Source organism: Niallia sp. Marseille-Q9988, from assembly GCF_976954375.1.
Genome location: NZ_CDRJSZ010000004.1, coordinates 1 through 18,719, shown reverse-complemented (window position 1 = coordinate 18,719; position 18,719 = coordinate 1). Strand labels below are relative to the sequence as shown.

Below are 18,719 nucleotides of genomic sequence, written 5' to 3'. Positions count from 1 at the left end.
AAAAATTATAGTTTGGTGCAAATACTAGAGGTCTTTATCATTACACGTTGAATATGTTATACTATTTTTGTCCTTCATAGGATATGCCTCCTTCCTTGGTGAGATATTGTGGTCGGGAAACCAATTTTATCCTACCATGGAGTGAGGCATTTTTTGATCGATACTACATGCTTCTGGAATCCTCTGGAGTTTCTAGAGTTAGATTCGTCCTTTTTTACACCTCAAGCCCCTCTCTTTTTCTGTAGTTCACTGATAATTTGTTGTTCTTGTTTGTCAAATTTATAAAATAGTAGTGCGATAATGGCTAGAGTACTACAGATTGCTGGTAGCCATATAAAGTTAAATTCTATGGCATGTAGAGAGGTCGCTGTTTGTTGTTGATTAGCAACATAACCACTTGCAGAAAGGATTGCTGCAGTTATAGCACCGCCTATCCCCATGCCAAATTTAGCACCAAAGCTCGATGCAGATGTTAACAGTCCTGCTGCGCGTACATTATTTTTCCACTCACCAAAGTCTACAGTATCTGCTAGCATCACGGAAATTAATCCTAAGATGAATCCGGTTCCATAGAAAAATTATCGATATCTCAATGGAAGTTGGCTTTGACACCCCAAGCTATTTCATCAAAATGTTTAAACGCCAAAAAAAATACACACCTTCCAAATTCCGCAAAGGAGAGGAAATAGAAGGACGGTTTTTATAGGAACTATTTATCCAAGACTTTTGACTTTTTACATAATTTAGATCAATTATTTCAACGTCGTAGAAGAAAATATATATTAGAAGGGATTGTTAGTTGAACAACGTTCCTCAGTAGAACCGTCTCTCTGTGGATTTCCTAACCCTTACCTAATCAAAAGCGCATGAACTTTGCGGATTTTTAATTTTGAAATGCCTGCTGACTTATTGGTTCCTTTAAAATAGCCTAGGTAGGATTCACCAAATAATTCGATGCGTTCGACTTTTTTTAGGTTTATCAGGAAGGAGCGATGGGTACGGTAAAAATACCATGGCAATCGGTCTACAAAGGATTGAAGGGTATCAGTTGTTTCATACATATTCTTGACTGTATGTATGATCGTTTTCCTTGCTATTATTTCTATGAATAATATATCTTCCAACTGTATGTAAACAAAACCATTATTTAATTTAATCAGGATTCTATTATCCGTTGCATTCTGTATATTCATAGAAAGAAAGTCTTTTACTTTATACAAGCAGGAAAATAATCTCGGAAAGTCAATTGGTTTTGGTAAATAACCAACTGCTGAGTAATTAAATGCTTCTATTGCAAGGCTCTTATCCCTTCCTATTAGGATTAGTTGAAAAGCGGGAAGAAACTCTTTATATTCGCTGTTAAAAAGAGTGGAATGGATGGATGGCAAGTCATAGTCGACAATAACTACATTCGGTTGTTTTAAAAAAATCAATTCTACTAAATCTTCACCAGTTTTTGTTTCACCTATTATTTCAAAATTAGAATGTATAGCAATAGATTCCCTTATAGAAACAATTATATCGGAATCCTTATCAGCTACCGCTATCGTTAGCGTTTCCATTCTCTCTCCTTTCTATAAAAGAACACTTCCCATTCATCTTGTACTTAATGTATAGGTAAGGAATTACTAATGGAGCAAACCATCTTTACATCATAAATCCTTATTCCAATTCACAAGAAACAGGATGCGTTTCCAATCCTCCTCTCTTGTAAATCCACTAAATGAATTATAACTAATTTTGTAACTTTTCCAATGACGATAGAATAAATCGCTAGTTTCTCCCATATATAATATAATATTTTCTTTTGTTCCATCCACTAAATTGGCTAGTTGATAGTCGGATCATTCTTCTGTTTATTTCTAAACCAGTATATTAAACAAGAATTTCTGGTTTCCCCAACAAAAAACCTTGTGCAAAAGGAACCCTTAACACCTTTGTCATTGCTAGATCTGTTTCTTCTTCAATTCCTTCCAAGATAATTTTCGTCTTTCCATCTGCAATATCTAATAAATGATTAATGAATTTTTGCTTTTCCGGTGAAAATGCTAAATTATTTGAAAAATAGCGATCTATTTTAATAATGTCAGGAGTTATCTCCATAATACTTTGGAAATTTGCCACTCCTTTTCCAAAGTCATCAATAGCTATTTGAAACTGATTAGCCTTTAGAATCGAGAGTCCTTCCTTAAATAATGGCATATCCCATAATGCTCTTTCTAAAATGGTTTCATTTATTTCAAAGACTATCTTTCCTTTCATCGTTGGAAAATTCCTTATTAATGTTGAAACAAACATTTTAAATTCTTTATTTAAAATGGTAGATGGAAAAATATTTACAAATAGGGGCCTTTTTCTTCTTAGTGAAAGAGATTGGAAGTTTTCAATTGTATTATGGATTAGAAAGGTATCTAATTCAAATAGATGATTTTCTTCTCTCGCCTCTTCAAAAAATGTTTCAATCGACATTTCTTGATCATTTGCAATTCGAAATAATGATTCATATCCAATTATTTCCCACTCTTTAATATTCCAGATCGGTTGATACACATGATAATAGTTTTTATCCTTTAATACGGTTATTTCATCCACGTAGGTTTCCTCCAAAATAGGGCAAAAATCATGATTATTTCCATTTTTCTATCCTATCTGTAAATTTACCTACTTTGTCATTAATTGTCTATTTAATATGTAGCATTTCAGACATAAATAGAGCCATTTTGGAATCCATTAAGTACTTTTTAAACAGGATAATCAACATTTTAAACCTTCTGCAAAATATCCTATTTTTCGACATAAACGTCCACGATTTGTCATACTATAACTAGATTCGATTCCTATTTAATAGGCAAAAGGAATTACATTTTTAATTGTATGCCCATTCTTCTTTTTACTTCATTAATTTTTAGCTTTGATATCTTCGCACCTCTTTCTACCCCATTAAAAGATGCGATAAAAGATTCTTTGGAAGAACGAACCTCGGCTACTTTTTCTAGATTAATAATATAAGAACGATGTGATAGCAGAAAGGTGTCATTTAATTGATATAGCAAATCACCGATGTTTTCCTGTGTTTCAAATACTTTATCCGTTGTGTATATATAAGATTTCCTTTCTATCTTCTCAATAAAAAGAATGTCCTCCTTTTTTATATAATGCATCCCTTTACTAAATTTAACTGGTAAATTATTAAAAGAAACCAGTTCCTTATTCTTATTTTTCCAAGCTATTTTTCGCTTGGCTTTTTCAGTTGCTTTATATAATCGGGATTTCTTTATTGGTTTTACAAGATAGTCCGTTGCTCCTAATTCAAATGCAGAAAATGCAAATTCTTCAGAATCTGCAAGAAAAATAAAAGGAATATCCAAATTTTGTACACTACATCGTTTCATCACTTCAAGTCCATTTAATAATGGTAAATCTATTTCTGTAATAACTAAATCTGGCTGCCACTGCAAAAGCTTATCCACTAACTCCATTCCATTGTTACATTCATCAATGACTTCTATTTGTTTATAAGCCTTTAGATAATAACGAATACATGCTTTCATTCGGTTGTCTTCATCAGCTATAATCGTCCTTATTGACATAATTTCTCCCTTCATAAAGTGCAGCATTGTACTAGCAAAATGCTACATCAAATGAGACGAGCATCCTTTTTTTATCTTTTACTTTTGTGAATAATTTAGCTAATATTAATATAACGTATTCCTTGCATTTAGTTAAGTGACTGAACTATTTTATCATCTTCCTTTACTTTGAACCAGTTAAATGCCTTAAATGCCTTTCTCCATACTTTTCTTCATGAAAAGCAGTTTACCGGGAAAATCTTTGACAAAAAAGTTAATTGATATAAAAACTTGTGATGAATAGTACTCATTGGTTAAACCTCCTTACACAAAAACTAATACCATTTGTTTTTGCAAGTTCTATTTAATATAAAAAGAGCCAGACCCATATAGAGTCTTGCTCTGTCAAAAAATATTATCCAATAGCTGATTCAACATTTAAACTTTTCTTTTTTTTCCGCATCGTACACATTTATTGGAGTAATAGCTAAATTTATGGTGTCTTTTAAAAAAACAAATAATAGCACCAAATTTCATTTCCTCATCTCCATTCCAATAATCTGGTAATCCAGCCATCATAGCTGTTGCCTTAGATCTGTGACTTTGCGTCCCTCCTTTTCAGGAAAGTTTGCCTTTATACTGACTATTTTATATTCTTTGTACTATTTTATTATAAAAATATGGATGAAGAAAAGAATTTAGATTCAACAAATTTTGATATTTTTTGTAAATGAAGGAAAATTTTCGAAGTAATCACATGTCAACATTCTATTAGAAATATTATCCATCATTCTTCAAAATATAACAAATCAATCAATCTATCTGTTTGAGTCAAGTATTTGTGGGAGAAATTTTTTATCGTCGGAATTTCTCTCTTTTTCAGTGTGTTTGCTATCTCTATTGTTAACGCTTTCTATACTTACTCTATTTATAGTCAGGCTGTTTTCGTAAAATTTTTTGGGATCAATAGACCGTTCCTTTCCGCTACAGGCACTTGCTTTCCGCGGGGAGGAAGTCGAGCCTCCTCGCCGTTCCGGCTGTGGGGTCTCGACCTTTCCTCTATGTCCCGCAGGAGTCAAGTGCCTTTCGCTCCAATCCACTCTGCGTTTTCTATGTTGTTAAAATCCATAACCTTTTAGAATACAGTTTACAGTTAAACGTCGACAATCCTTTTTAAAATCCTTGTAATGCTTTTAACGCATGATATAGTGGCTTTCCTGTTGTTTGACTCAAATAGGCAATGTTTTGTCTTGTTGCCTGTCCTGCTGTTTTGGTTAGTTTTTCACGGTAGTATTTTGGTTTTATATGATTTGATTCCTTCTCTTCCAATCGTTTCGTCATTGTTCCGATCAGTGTTTTAATATCTAATCCATCTTTTAAGCCAACCATGAATCGAATAAATGCATCTATTCCTTTTTCACTCCATGCCCTTCCGTTTTTCAGACGCTTGGCAAACACACTCATGGTTCCTTCTGCGCTGCCCATCGGACGCATATCACTCGTATCTATTCCTTGTTCCTGTAACCAAATTCTATAGTCTCCAAGTGCCTCGGGATATGGAGAAAGCTGGTTAATTAATGCTTCTAATCGTTCTTCTTTTTTCTCTGTATCCAGGGTCGCCACTGCACTATTTAACTCTACTAATAATCCCTCTCCATCATACTTAGCTAGCTTTTTTCGTATCGCTTTATATCTAGGATGTTCTTTAAAAATACGTTGGATTTCTCGAGCTACGTGGAATCTGTCTATCGTGAAAAAAGCTTTCTTTTGAAAATACTCTCTGCACGCAGTTATCCAACTAGCTCCGTCCCCATTGATAGCTAAAAGATGAGTAGTTGGATCGTAATGATACGTATCCATTAAAAATTGTTCTAACTCTTCCCAGAAAGGTGCTTCTGCTTTATGAATAAAATGCCGTTTTCCCACAAGACTGGCTCTCTTTCCATTCATAGACCAACCTTCATGGATAGCTGCGATCTTTTCTTCTCGTCCGCGCTTCTTACCACCTTGCCGTTTAATAAATAAGCCATCTACTTCGATAAATAATACCTTTCTTTTTGGTTCGATTGGCAAGCTCGGTACAACTTCTGTTTGTAATAAATGTTGACGAATCGCTTCATGACTAGCTACAGAGTATCCAAGTAATTTTTCTAACGTAGAAGATGCATGTCTGTATGATGGCCCAGTAACCGCCAATTCCATCGCCATTTCTTCCACAACTGGACTAAATCCTTTACCGCCCTCAAACTGTAAATATTGATCTAATAAATAGACATATTTGTTGCCGATACGATCCCAATAGTAATTTCGCTTAATTGAAACAGATCCAAATAAGGTGTCCATCTGAATCGCTCTCTTATCTTTGAGTTGATATCTTCCTTTATCTCGTTGTTCAGCTATTTCTCTGTCATACCCAGTTAACAGCTCCTCGAGAACTTCCGAAAAAGTTTCCTGTAATGTTTTAAATAAATCACTTTCTATTTCTTTTAATGTAGGTAGTTTTATGGTATTTTGTTTCATAGGGACTTTCTCCTTTTGTATGTTTTGTCCGCAAACACTACTATACAAAAAGAAAGTCCCTTTTTCTTTATTTTTGCTCATACTACCGCGCTTGCGTTTGGTTGGCGGTCTAACGACCACCAACCAAACCAGAGGGTAAATTATTTTCTACCCACAAACATTTTACTCATACAATCTATCTCATTTTCTAAGTGAAAAAACATTAATGTTAAGAAAGCTATTTCCCCTCTATGATAATAGCTTTCAATCATCTGATTCCTAATATCCCAGCTGTTTATTGACTACATTTAATAATGGTTTTCCTTCTGAATAGAGTTGTAAATTCTGCAAAAACATCATAAATACTCTTTCTGCATGTCTAGCAGACTTGTATGCTATATGAGGAGTAATAATGACATTATCGAGCATCCAAAATGGGTGTTCCTTAGGTAGTGGCTCTTTATCAAAGACGTCTAAGGCTACTCCTCCTATTTCTCCCTCCTTAAGAACATCTAATAAATCTTTTTCCACAATAGTATTTCCTCTTCCTATATTTATCAAATAGCCATTTTTCTTCATCTTTTTCAATCGTGACTTATCCATAAAATGAATGGTTTCTTCTGTAGCCGGCAATGCAAGCACGATAAAATCAGAGCATTCGATTACTTTATTTACTTCGGAAAGATCGACAACAGAATCTGCTGGACAATCTTCTCTTCTTTTCCCATTAGAATTCCGACGACAGCCAATTACTTTCATCCCTAAACTTTTACACCTTTTAGCGATCTGGTATCCTATTTCTCCATATCCAATGATTCCAACAGTTGATGTATCTAAATCAATGACAGATATATCGGTCCATAATTGCCTTGCCTGATTTTTGTACTGTTTAGGAAGTCCCCTTGCAAAGGATGTAATCAAAGCGATAGTATGCTCTGCAATTGGAATAGAAGTAACTCCTTTTGAATTCGTGATTACGATATCACTATTTTTAATTTGTTCGTTTAACATCGCATCTATTCCTACACTAACGGAATGAATCCATTTAATATTAGGTGCATACTTTAAAATTTCTAAATCGTCCTTCAGTCCCACCGTAAATAACACATCACAATCCTCTAAATCCTTTGTTGGAATTGGTTGTTCTCCTTTAAAATCCCAAGGTTCAATTATTACCTGGGAAATTTCTTTGTATTTCGACAAGAACTCTTCTGGAACATTTCGTCTAAAATAAACTTTGGGCTGCTTTTTCTCTACTATTACTTTTTCCATTTTTACACCTCGTTTAATACTTCGATGCTTTTTTTGTATCGGTAATACGACTCTGCAATTCGCTGAACCCCTTTTTTAATCTCCTCTTCATTTGTAAAGGTAAAGCTTAATCTGATGTGATTTGTTTCTGCACCATCTATATAAAAGTATTTACTTTCAATAAAACTAACCCCTCTTGCAAGTGCATCACCTGCAAATTCACTTGTATTTACTTTTTCGGGAAAGCTTAACCAAAGGAAGAATCCTCCCTCTGGCTCTGTATATGTCACTTCTTTGCCAAAGCATTCCTTCACAGCACTAATCATTGCATCTTTTCTAGTACAATATAATTCATTTATTCTTTTCATATGGTAGTCAAATTTAACATCTGACAAGAAATGGGAGATAATTTCTTGGACAAAGACACTTGTGGATCCATCGGATTTTAACATTTTCATTCGCAAGATTATTTGTTCATCATCAGCTAAAGCCCAGCCCATTCTAATTCCTGGTGCAATTGTTTTGGAAAAAGTACTTAAATAGATAACCCTTTTCGGTCCAAAGGTATAAATGGAGGGTAGTTTCTTTCCTGAAAAACTAAGCTCTACATAAGCATCATCCTCAAGCACATAAAAATTATATTCATAGGCAAGTTCAGCAAGCTTCTTTCTTCTATCTATCGATAAACAAACTCCAGTAGGATTATGATAGTTTGGCATCACATAAATAAACTTGGGTATAGGCACATTATTCTTAACTGCTTCCTTCAATTTATTTTCGAGCTCGTCTGTCAATAATCCATTATGATCCACTGGTATAGAGGAAATCTTTAATTCAGCTAGAGAGAATTGTCTTATTGCCCCAAAAAAAGTCGGTGCCTCTACCCAAACATGATCACCAGGATCTGTTAAGGTTCTCGTGGCTAAGTCGATAGCTTGCATAGAACCAGCCGTAACAAGAATATTTTGTGTTTCTACTGAAATAGATACATGTTTTGATCTTTGTTGGATCCAGTTTAAAACAAAGTCAGGACCGGATCCTCCCGAATATTGCAAAGCCCTTGGACCATCTAATTGTAATGCTGACACAGCTGATTGAGACAATAGTGGAACATCAAATGATTCTTGCGCAGGATGACCAAAGGCAAATGGAATCAAATCGGAATGCTTTTTCGTATTAGCTGCAGATAATAAAGGCAATTCTGGAAACCTCTTTGATAATGGATAATCTTTTACTAACTCCATATATTTCCTCCTATATTTTTCTGTTTTCATGCATTTAGTCAGGCTGGCTCCTTATCTTTAAATAACTCTATGAAAAAACACCAAGCATAAGCATATTAAAATTACATCAAATTTACCGTTTGCTTGGTACAACAGAGTCAATTAATCGCTGAAACTCGATCGAAAGGTTGCGGCTATATACTCCTATATCTCCATTCCCAACCTTTCTACCATCTATTTCAATAACTGGACCAACCTCTTGACCTGTATTGGTTATAAATACTTCATCCATTCCATATAACGCTTCTAATTTCATCGGTGATTCTTCTAACTCTAATGAAACCTTTTCTAATAAACGAATCACAACTTGTCTTGTTATTCCGTTTAAAATCAAATGATTGGCTGGATGTGTAAAACAAACACCATCCTTTATGCCGAAAATATTACTGCTGCTACATTCAGTCACCATTCCATCTCTAACAAAAACAGCTTCTTGAGCGCCTGCTTCCACCGCTTTTTGTTTTGCAAGTACATTTCCTAGTAAATTAAGGCTTTTAATATCCACACGTTGCCAACGAATATCCTCTGTAGTGATTACTCGAATTCCTGCTAGCTCTTCTTTTCTTTCTTCTTTCCCTTCTTTTGTATAAGCTACTAATACAGAAGAAACACCTTCAGGAAAATGATGAATACGTGAGGCTACCCCTCTTGTAACTTGAATATAGACATAACCATCTCTTAAATCCTCAATAGCTATTAATCGCTGAACCTGCTCCGTTAACTCTTCTTTATTCATCGAAATAGTAATCCTTAGCTCCCGAGCACTCCGAAAAAGCCTTTGCAAATGAGCTTCCCACTCAAATAGGACTCCTTCAAATACCTTTACCATTTCATAGATTCCATCACCGAATTGATAGCCTCGATCTTCAATATCAACGGAAAAAGAACTTCTTGGAATGATTCCTTCATTAACTAGAATATACAATCTGTTCACCTCGTATTATTTTAATAGTATTTCATGAATGTAAATGGCAAGCTACTTGATGATTAGTTCCTAAATCCTTTACTGTCGGTTCTACTTGCATACATTTTTCCATTTTAAATGGGCACCTTGTATGAAAACGACAACCGCTTGGCGGATTAAGGGGGGTCGGCAATTCCCCTTCTAATACAATCCGTTCCATTCTATTTTTCTCATCAATAACTGGTCTTGCAGATAACAAAGCTTGCGTATAGGGATGAGCTGGCCGTGAAAATAGATCCTCCGTATTAGCAATCTCCACTATTTTTCCTAAATACATCACCCCTACTCGATCGGAGACATGTTTTACTACACTAAGATCATGAGAGATAAATAGATACGTAAGGGAAAATTGCTTTTGTAACTCTTTAAAGAGATTAATAACTTGTGCTTGAACAGAAACATCTAATGCAGATACAGGCTCATCACAAATAATAAACTTAGGATTTAGCGCTAATGCCTTTGCAATCCCAATTCTTTGTCTTTGTCCTCCTGAAAATTCATGGGGATATCTTTTTTTCATTTGAGGGGACAAACCAACTTTTTCTATTAAATATTCCACTTTCTTGCGTCTTTCTTCTCGACTACCAACTTTATGAATAGATAAAGGCTCCGCAATGATTTCTTCTACCGTCATTCTTGGATGTAAGGATGCAAAGGGGTCTTGAAAGACTATTTGCATATCCTTTTTAATATTTTTTAATTCTTGCTTTGAATAGGTAACAATATCCTTTCCTTCAAAATAAACATTTCCTGCCGTTGGTTCAATTAGCCGCAATAAAGATCGACCGGTTGTACTCTTCCCACATCCTGATTCTCCAACTAATGCTAATGTCTCTCCTTTATAAACTTTAAAATTGACATCATCCACTGCCTTAACGACCTTTTGATTTTTTCTTGTTAATTTTTGAAGAATATCTCTTTTTACTGGGAAATACTTTTTAAGCGATTTTATTTCCAATAACACTTCTTTCTCGGCAACATGCTCCATTATGATGCAACCCCTTCTGCAATTTCCTTGTATCTCCAACAACTGACTTTGCGATTACCTTCTATCTCAGTTAGTGGCGGTTGCTGCATCTGACATTTTTGGCCAGCAAATGGACAACGGTCTTGAAAAATACATCCTTGTATCTCCTCATCCGCCATGGGAACTCGACCAGGAATGGAATATAATTCGTCTATTTTCTCTTCAATGGAAGTAACAGACTGTAATAATCCTTGTGTATAGGGATGATATGCCTTTTCAAACAACTGGTCTTTACTTGCTTCCTCCATCACTCGACCAGCATACATTACAATAACTTTTTGACAGTTATTAGCGACAACTCCCAAATCATGTGTAATTAAAATCATCGCCATATCTAGTTTTTTTGTTAAATCAGCAAGTAAATCTAAGATTTGTGCTTGTATCGTTACATCTAAAGCCGTTGTTGGTTCATCTGCAATTAATAGACGCGGCTGACAAGAAATAGCCATCGCAATCATTACTCTTTGCCGCATTCCTCCAGAAAGCTCATGTGGATATGACTTCATCCGTAGCTCAGGGGAAGGGATTCCTACTAAATTCAACATTTCAATCGCCTTTTCTATTCTTTCCTTTTTACTTAATCGATCATGTGCAGCTAATTGTTCCATTATTTGCGTTCCAATTGTTAATAAAGGATTAAGTGCTGTCATCGGTTCTTGAAAAATCATTGATATTTCTTTTCCGCGAATACTTTTCCATTCAGTGTTTGTAGATGTTAGCAAATCTTTTCCTTCCCAAACTATTTTCCCATCCGTAGCTAGAAGACCTTTGTTTTTTAGAAGTCCCATTATTGCTAAGGAAGTCATACTTTTTCCACAGCCTGACTCCCCAACTATGCCAAGCGTCTCTCCTTTTTCTAAAGAAAAGTCTACTTGTTTTAAAACATGAACTATATCACCGTTCTTGTTATATCCTACTTTCAAATCTTGAACATCTAGTATCATCCCCAATTGCAGTACCCTCCTTTATCTTTTATCGTGAATTTTTCATTCTTGGATCAAAATAGTCTCTAAATGTATCTCCTACTAAATTTATTCCTAATATGACAATAAACATCACTGCACCAGGAATAAATAAATACCAAGGAGCATTAAACATATAATCCTTTCCTTGATTGACCATTGATCCCCAGCTAGGATCAGGTGGCTGTACACCTAAACCAAGAAAACTTAACGATGATTCTGCGAGAATGGTAGATGCCATACCTAATGTAGCAATAACAGCAATATGTCCATAACAATTAGGTAAAATATAACGAAATAAAATGCGAAAGATACTTGCGCCAAGAGCGTGACCACCTTCCACAAACTCCTGTTCCTTTAAGGATAGAGTTTGTGACCGAACCAATCGGCATATTTCTGGCCAGCTTACAATCCCTAACGCAAGGATTAAGTTAAATATCCCTGGTCCTAATGCCGCCATAATCGCAATGGCAAATAACAGTCCAGGAAAGCTAAACATAATATTGGTAATTGCCATGATTACCTTATCTGTTTTTCCTGAAAAATAGCCAGACAGCAAGCCTAATAAAGTACCAATAGATATAGATAAAAGCTGAACCACGATTGCAATAATTAGAGATTTCTGCCCTCCATATAAAACCCTTGTAAAAAGATCTCTTCCTAAATGGTCTGTTCCAAACCAATGAGTCGCAGAAGGCTTTTGTAATGTCTGTGTTAAATCATTGGTATTTGGATTATACGAAGAAATAAAGGGTACCAATAATGTGCCTAATACAATAACAAGCATTAATCCAATTCCAATATAAGAAAAAGAAAATTTCATCCTTCTTTTCTTTTTCTTCTTAATAAGTATGCCTCTATCAGCACTTATTGTGGGAGAATTTACGGTCTCCATTTATATTCCTCCATCCTTTTTAAGACTCTACTTTGATTCTCGGATCGATTAATCTACATCCTATATCAGTGAGTAAGTTCACTAATAAAAAAACAGTAGCAACAAAAACAACACAGCCTTGCACAATTGGTAAATCTCGCTGCAATATCGCATCGATCATCAATCGGCCTACACCTGGCAATCCGAAAATTGTTTCTGTAATAACTGCTCCAGATAATAACAATCCCATTTGAACCCCAATTATCGTTAAAATAGGTGGCATTGCATTTTTTAATGCATGTAAAATAATAATTCTACCTGAGGAAATTCCCTTTGAAATAGCTGTTGTCATATAATCCATGCGTAAAATATCAATCATTGCTGATCTAGTAATTCTTGAAATTACACCACTTACAGCAAGAGCTAGGGTTAGGGATGGTAATAGTAAATACCTTATATCCCCCGCCACATAGCCTGTTGCCGGAAGCAGCCTAATTTTTACTGCAAACAGATACATGAGAATTAATCCTAGAAAAAAGGATGGCAAGGAAACGCCAGATACGGAAAAGGAACTTACTAAAGAATCAATCCAAGTACCTCTTTTTAAAGCTCCAATGGTTCCAACAGTAATTCCGATTACGATAGCAATGATTAATCCAAGAACGGTGATTTGCAAGGTTACTGGGATTCTTTCCATAAGCAGCTCCGTTACAGAACTTCTAGATTGATAGGAAGTGCCAAAATCACCTTGAACTACCCCTTGAAGAAAATGTAAATATTGGAGAGGCAGGGGATCATTAAGCCCCCACTGTTCTCTTATTTGCTTTATCACATTCTCATCCAACGCACCACTTCTCGCATCCATTAATTGAGCTACTGGGTCACCTGGAATAATATTCATCAAAATAAATACAATTAAGGTAATTGCAATCCATATTGGAATAGCTTCCAAAAGCCGTCTTATCGTGTAATTTAGCATTGTCCACCTCTCATTATTTATTTTGGCTGTTTTCTTAAAGTTTGTTGCTATTACTCAAAAGCTTTTTTATTTAAAAATCATTAATTAGCTAGAATACTATTTTAGACTTTCATCAATCCAAACCTTTGTTAAGTCTTGATAGTCAATATCTGTCGGCATTTCCTGCAGACCCTTCACCCAAGGCTGATGAACAATTACTGCCTTGTTATAGTTAAAGAACCACCAAGGTGCATCATTTACAATAATTTCTTCTGCTTCCTGAGCTAATGCAATCATTTCCGATTCATCTGTTGTTTGTGACGCCTTATCTAGCAATTCATCTACCTTATCATTGGTATAATGACTTGTATTACCGGATGCACCAGCGTTTTTACTATGGAAATAACGAGATAAAAACTCTACAGGATGCGTCATCCCTCCATTTGAAGACATCGCCGTCTCAAAATCTCCATTGTTTAATCGGTCTGTCATTGCAGCAAAATCGACTTGCTCTGTCTTAACCGTAATTCCGACCTCTTCTAAATATCCACTCAATGCCTCTACTGCTGGCAAGCCGAATGCAGGGTGAGAGGTCGTAAGAATGTTTAGTGTAAATCCATCACCATATCCTGCTTCTTCTAATAAAGCCTTTGCTTTTTCTGGATCATATTGATAAGTAGTTACTTTTTCGTTATAGCCTTGAATGGACGAAGGGAGTACTCCAACCGCTGGGTAAGCCTTCCCTTGGATTACAGTTTGGATAATTGTATCTCGATCAATTGCGTAGTTTATCGCTTGTCTAACACGAACATCTTGCCATGGACCATCTTTTTCAAGATTAAACTTCAAATTCCTTGTAAATAATTCTGGTACTTCTACTATCAAATCACCATAAGTGGGATCATTTTTATATCTTGCATACTGAGCATCTCCCAGTACCATCATATCCAATTGTCTTGAAGCGAATGAATTATCTCTCGCTGTTTGGTCTTCCATAACTTTATAGACAACTTTGTCTAGATAAGGTGCACCTGCGAAGTAGTCTACATTTTTTTCCAAAACAATTTCACTACCTCGAACCCAACTAGAAAATTTAAAAGGACCTGCTCCAACTGGTTCTTCGCCAAATTTATCTCCTTTTTCTTCCACTACCTCTTTAGGAACAGCAGCTGTAAATGGTAAAGATAAGACGGAAAGGAAAGTATTGTCTGGCTTATCTAAACTAATTTCTATATGCGTATCATCTATTACTTTAATACCTGTTACTTCGCTTGCATTCCCACTCATAAACTCCTTTGATCCTTTAATTGCTTGCAAGTTTCCTGCATTGGGAGAAGCATTTTTAGGATTCATTACTCTCTCCATCGAATACTTAAAATCTTCGGCAGTTACCACTCTTCCATTATGAAAGGTAACATCTGAATTAAGGGTAAAAGAATAAGTTAAACCATCTGAACTAATTTCCCATTCCGACGCATTTCCTGCTTTGAATTCTCCAGCTACCGCGTCATAACGAATAAGTGGTTCAAAGATATTCCAAGTTACCATGGATGTCGAAGTACCATGAGACCTGGCCATTGGATCCAAATTTTGTGGATCCCCGTAAATAGCAGCCCTCACTAACGTACCACCAGGGGTTGGCTCATTACTACTTGTCGTATCGTCCTCAGTAGAACTTGTAGGATTACTTTCGTCAGTACATGCACTTAAAAATAAGACCATCAAAATACTAAAAATAAAATACCTAAAGTGATTCCTTTTCATTCTCATTCTCCTTATGTATTAGTTTGTTTTTTACTACATCTTTCTTTTTCTATCTAGTACATTAATGGAATAATCTAGTTGTTTTGTCAGAAAATATCACATTATTCTTAGTATGTAGTTATTTTATCGTTAGTTTTGTCATATTCCCTATCAATTTGTCTGAATATTAAAATTATTATATAGCGATACTTTGTTACGGTAAAGTTGAACAATCATATAATTTTCTTTATTTTCAAAATATTCAATCAATAACTTTATTCTTCTATAATGAAAATCTGACATATTTTTCGACATATCCGTCATCAGAATCAGCTAAATTCTTATTGCTTCCACTGATTCCTAAAATTTTCATTTTGAAAAAACCTAGGCACTATATTTTTCGATAATAAATATTTTTAATGATTAATTTTTTACTATTAGCTTTTTCGATTCTTCTTTCTTTTGAAACTCATTCGAATTTGTTACATTTTTTTATACATAATAGTTCTGAAAAATCATATTATCGGGAAGCATAATAGTTGAAATAAGCTCTAGCTGGTGGTACCTTTTTAGACAAACAATATAATTTTCAATGAAAGAAGGCTTGGTTATGAAGGATTTATTTACTCCTTTTTCATATAAAGGACTAGAATTAAAAAACCGTGTTGTAATGCCTCCAATGTGTCAATATTCAGTGGAGAAAAAGGACGGAATCGCAACAGATTGGCACTATGTTCACTATGTAAGTCGTGCAATCGGTGGTGCTGGGTTAATCATTATTGAAATGACAGATGTAGAACCGGACGGTCGCATTACAGATAACGATTTAGGTTTATGGTCTGACGAGCATATTGCTCCACTAAAACGAATTGTTGATGCTTGTCATCAATACGGTGCAAAAGTGGGTATCCAAATTGCTCATGCTGGCAGAAAGGCAGAAGATGCACCACAGCCAGTCTCTGCATCAGCTATTCCATTTGATGATAAATCGAAAACACCAAGAGAATTAACTACTGCAGAAATTGAAGAAATGGTAGAAAAATTCCGCAAAGCGACTGTTCGTGCGATTAAAGCTGGTTTTGATACAATCGAGTTGCATGGGGCTCATGGGTACTTAATTCATCAGTTCCAGTCTGCATACACTAACAAGCGTGAAGATGAATATGGCCAAGATTTAACGAAGTTTGGTGTGGAAATCATTAAAGCAGTTAAAGAAGAAATGCCAGCTGATATGCCGTTAATCATGCGAGTTTCTGGAAAAGAGTACGTTGAAGGCGGATATGATATGGAAGAAAGTGTTGCATTTTCTAAAAAATATGAAGAAGCTGGCGTAGATATTTTCCATGTTAGTGCAGGTGGAGAAGGTCCAATTGCTGCAGCGGGACGACCTGGCACACACGTTGCCTATCAGGTTCCTTTAGCTCGTGCCTTTAAACAAGAGTTAAGTGTACCAGTTATCGCTGTTGGAAGATTGGACTCAGCAGAATTAGCAAACTCTGTCATTGGCAATGAAGATGCTGATCTTGTTGCAGTGGGAAGAGGCATGCTTCGTAATCCATATTGGACAATTGAAGCTGCTGCACAGCTACGCAAAGAAACAGAAATGCCTAAGCAATATGCTGTTGCATTCCCTAAGAGATAAGAGCAAGGCAGAAGCAGAGGAACGGTTCTTCTGCTTCTTTTCTATAGATAACAACATCTCAGGTATGCCATTTTATGGTATTATAAACATAAAGGAGATGGTTGCTAGTGATAGAGCTTGTGCTTGGTCTTTTAAGTGTGGTTGGTGACATTTGCACACCAATTGCAGTATCTGCTTGGGAGAAGCTGCAAGGCAAGTAAATAGCAAGTAATTTTCTTAGAAAAAGAGGCCAGTTACTTTTGAGGCCACTGACAAACTGAGGTCATTTCTAAATAATCAGCTGGCCGCATAAAAAAAGACGACCCTCATTAAATTTTTTGAATGTAGAGTCGTCTTTTTTTATCCATTTTCTCATGAATTCCTATCTTTTTTAACTCATTAATTTCAAGATTCTTTTTAAATTCACCGTAAATATTGCCATGGCACCTTGCAATTCCATACCTAATAGACCCGAGGATTTTGCAACATTGTACCCGTGTCTGTGTTTTAATTCGCTATTTTTAGCTTCTATTTTATATCGTTCTTTCGACTTTTCTTTAAAATAGTCACTTTCTTGAAATTTTGCCTGCTCTGTATGCTCGTTTGATTTGATGCTTACAGAATATGTTTTACTTTTAGCCCCTTCCTTATAACATCCTTCCTTAAACGGACAGTGTTTACATTTTTCTATATCAAAATAGTACGTATGAACTTGATTTCTACCTTCTCCTTTTTTGCCCTGTTTTGCTTTTCTTATTGCCATATGTCCAGCCTTACAAACATACATTCCAGCATCTTTATTAAATTCAAATTCATCTTCTTTTTTACGGTATCCTTGTGTTACAGAAGGGTTTAATTTGGCTACCAATTTCATTCCATTCTTTTTTGTGAACTCGATATTTCCTTTTTCCGAATAAGCTGCATCCCCGATCACTGCCTCAACTTCCATGCCGGCTGTCATACTTTTTTCAATCAGTGTTTCTAATTGTTTTCCGTCATTCTTTTCTCCAGTTGTGACTGTTGCGGCTGTAATAATCCTTTCTTCACTCATGGCTATGTGCGTTTTGTATCCAAAAAATGAGGTATCCTCACTCTTGTGACCAACTTTAGCATCTTTATCTTCTGAAATTTGTAGATATTCGATATCGTCATTTACCGTTTCTTTTAGAAGGTTTAGTTGTTCCTTTACTTTTGGATATGGAACAAGCGTATCTTCCTTCTCAATCACCTCAATCAGTTTTTGACAATACTCCATTTCATCCTCCAAAATATCCGTTGAAGTTTTAGTGGGAAACTTATCTTTCATGCTTTCATCTATTTTATAAACAGCTTTTCTAAGCTTTTTCGAACGATCCATTAGGATTTCTTTAGGTGATTTCTGATTATAACGAGCTTTCGAATGAGTGGCATCTACGATAATAGCTTTACTTTTGATAATTCCCTTTTCAATAGCGATTTCTACGGTTTTATTAACAAGCATATCTAAAAGTTTTACGTCTTTTAAACGCAACTTTCTAAATTTGGTTAAAGAACTTGGTTCAATCACCGAATCTTCGGGTGCCATATCAAGAAAATATTTAAAAGACATATCATATTTTGAACGTTCAACAACGTCAACATCAGACAAGTCATAAATCGTCTTTAATAATAAATACTTGAACATACGAATAGGATCGATGGCATTTCGACCGTTATCAAAACAATAATTTTTCTTGATTTCATCATAAACAAATGAAAAGTCAATTAAGTCATTAATTTTTCGTAACAGATTATCTTTTGGAACGACTAAATCATATAGAGCCATAAAAGGGCTAAAAAGAATCATAGACTGTTGTTTTTGAATCATAGTATCCACCCACACTGAAATTGATACTATAATTATACAATAAAAAAAGGATAGTTCCTTCAAATAATGAAGGACTATACCTTTTAGATTATGAACATTTGGAGGACTTTTTCAGTGGCCTC

16 protein-coding genes and 1 riboswitch are annotated in these 18,719 nt (G+C 35.3%); of the genes, 2 read left to right on the top strand and 14 right to left on the bottom strand.

The genetic code is table 11. The features are described from left to right. Nucleotides 1-221: 221 nt before the first annotated feature. Nucleotides 222-557, bottom strand: a complete 336-nt coding sequence (locus tag ACWNMZ_RS07165) for an MFS transporter (RefSeq protein WP_269320398.1) — start codon at nucleotides 555-557, stop codon at nucleotides 222-224. A 2-nt stretch (nucleotides 558-559) separates the two neighbouring features. Here ACWNMZ_RS07165 and ACWNMZ_RS07160 point away from each other — a divergent pair, with 2 nt between their 5' ends. Further along, a complete protein-coding gene (locus ACWNMZ_RS07160; RefSeq protein WP_331280235.1) occupies nucleotides 560-706 on the top strand; it encodes a helix-turn-helix domain-containing protein in 147 nt (48 codons plus the stop codon). Nucleotides 707-848: 142 nt separating this feature from the next. Here the strand turns inward: ACWNMZ_RS07160 and ACWNMZ_RS07155 are convergent, their stop codons facing one another. The 12 genes from ACWNMZ_RS07155 to ACWNMZ_RS07100 form a co-directional block, all read right to left on the bottom strand. After that, nucleotides 849-1,562: a LytR/AlgR family response regulator transcription factor gene (locus tag ACWNMZ_RS07155; protein WP_349205405.1), complete on the bottom strand. Its 714-nt coding sequence runs from the start codon at nucleotides 1,560-1,562 to the stop codon at nucleotides 849-851. 313 nt (nucleotides 1,563-1,875) lie between these two features. Then, nucleotides 1,876-2,592: an EAL domain-containing protein gene (locus ACWNMZ_RS07150; RefSeq protein ID WP_031539876.1), complete on the bottom strand. Its 717-nt coding sequence runs from the start codon at nucleotides 2,590-2,592 to the stop codon at nucleotides 1,876-1,878. Between the two features lie 266 nt (nucleotides 2,593-2,858). Beyond that, the gene (locus ACWNMZ_RS07145) at nucleotides 2,859-3,590 is read right to left on the bottom strand and encodes a LytR/AlgR family response regulator transcription factor (protein WP_349205404.1); all 732 of its coding nucleotides are present in this window, start codon (nucleotides 3,588-3,590) and stop codon (nucleotides 2,859-2,861) included. A gap of 538 nt (nucleotides 3,591-4,128) precedes the next feature. After that, nucleotides 4,129-4,212, bottom strand: a riboswitch (cyclic di-GMP riboswitch). Between the two features lie 530 nt (nucleotides 4,213-4,742). Next, nucleotides 4,743-6,089, bottom strand: a complete 1,347-nt coding sequence (locus tag ACWNMZ_RS07140) for an ISLre2 family transposase (protein ID WP_048717475.1) — start codon at nucleotides 6,087-6,089, stop codon at nucleotides 4,743-4,745. Nucleotides 6,090-6,347: 258 nt separating this feature from the next. Further along, nucleotides 6,348-7,340: a D-2-hydroxyacid dehydrogenase gene (locus tag ACWNMZ_RS07135; RefSeq protein ID WP_031538519.1), complete on the bottom strand. Its 993-nt coding sequence runs from the start codon at nucleotides 7,338-7,340 to the stop codon at nucleotides 6,348-6,350. A 2-nt stretch (nucleotides 7,341-7,342) separates the two neighbouring features. After that, entirely contained in the window at nucleotides 7,343-8,563 is a 1,221-nt protein-coding gene (locus ACWNMZ_RS07130) for an aminotransferase class I/II-fold pyridoxal phosphate-dependent enzyme (RefSeq protein WP_109769106.1), read from the bottom strand. Nucleotides 8,564-8,675: 112 nt separating this feature from the next. Next, nucleotides 8,676-9,527: a D-amino-acid transaminase gene (gene dat, locus ACWNMZ_RS07125; protein WP_031538515.1), complete on the bottom strand. Its 852-nt coding sequence runs from the start codon at nucleotides 9,525-9,527 to the stop codon at nucleotides 8,676-8,678. Between the two features lie 31 nt (nucleotides 9,528-9,558). Then, nucleotides 9,559-10,554 (bottom strand): ABC transporter ATP-binding protein, encoded by a 996-nt coding sequence (locus ACWNMZ_RS07120; RefSeq protein WP_031538513.1) that lies wholly within the window; start codon nucleotides 10,552-10,554, stop codon nucleotides 9,559-9,561. Continuing rightward, complete coding sequence (locus tag ACWNMZ_RS07115) at nucleotides 10,554-11,537, bottom strand: ABC transporter ATP-binding protein (RefSeq protein WP_031538511.1); 984 nt, start codon at nucleotides 11,535-11,537, stop codon at nucleotides 10,554-10,556. The genes ACWNMZ_RS07120 and ACWNMZ_RS07115 overlap by 1 nt, the downstream gene beginning before the upstream one ends. Before the next feature lie 28 nt (nucleotides 11,538-11,565). Next, the gene (locus ACWNMZ_RS07110; protein WP_109769104.1) at nucleotides 11,566-12,450 is read right to left on the bottom strand and encodes an ABC transporter permease subunit; all 885 of its coding nucleotides are present in this window, start codon (nucleotides 12,448-12,450) and stop codon (nucleotides 11,566-11,568) included. A 19-nt stretch (nucleotides 12,451-12,469) separates the two neighbouring features. Further along, nucleotides 12,470-13,408 (bottom strand): ABC transporter permease, encoded by a 939-nt coding sequence (locus ACWNMZ_RS07105; protein WP_031538507.1) that lies wholly within the window; start codon nucleotides 13,406-13,408, stop codon nucleotides 12,470-12,472. A gap of 96 nt (nucleotides 13,409-13,504) precedes the next feature. Next, nucleotides 13,505-15,151, bottom strand: a complete 1,647-nt coding sequence (locus ACWNMZ_RS07100; RefSeq protein WP_031538505.1) for an ABC transporter substrate-binding protein — start codon at nucleotides 15,149-15,151, stop codon at nucleotides 13,505-13,507. A 589-nt stretch (nucleotides 15,152-15,740) separates the two neighbouring features. On the opposite strand from ACWNMZ_RS07100, the gene ACWNMZ_RS07095 reads away from it, so the two are divergent. Continuing rightward, nucleotides 15,741-16,772 (top strand): NADH:flavin oxidoreductase/NADH oxidase, encoded by a 1,032-nt coding sequence (locus ACWNMZ_RS07095; RefSeq protein WP_251630122.1) that lies wholly within the window; start codon nucleotides 15,741-15,743, stop codon nucleotides 16,770-16,772. A gap of 370 nt (nucleotides 16,773-17,142) precedes the next feature. Here ACWNMZ_RS07095 and ACWNMZ_RS07090 read toward each other — a convergent pair whose 3' ends face one another. Beyond that, on the bottom strand, nucleotides 17,143-18,597 hold the full coding sequence (locus tag ACWNMZ_RS07090; protein WP_449598610.1) for an IS1182 family transposase: 1,455 nt from the start codon (nucleotides 18,595-18,597) through the stop codon (nucleotides 17,143-17,145). Nucleotides 18,598-18,719 lie beyond the last annotated feature (122 nt).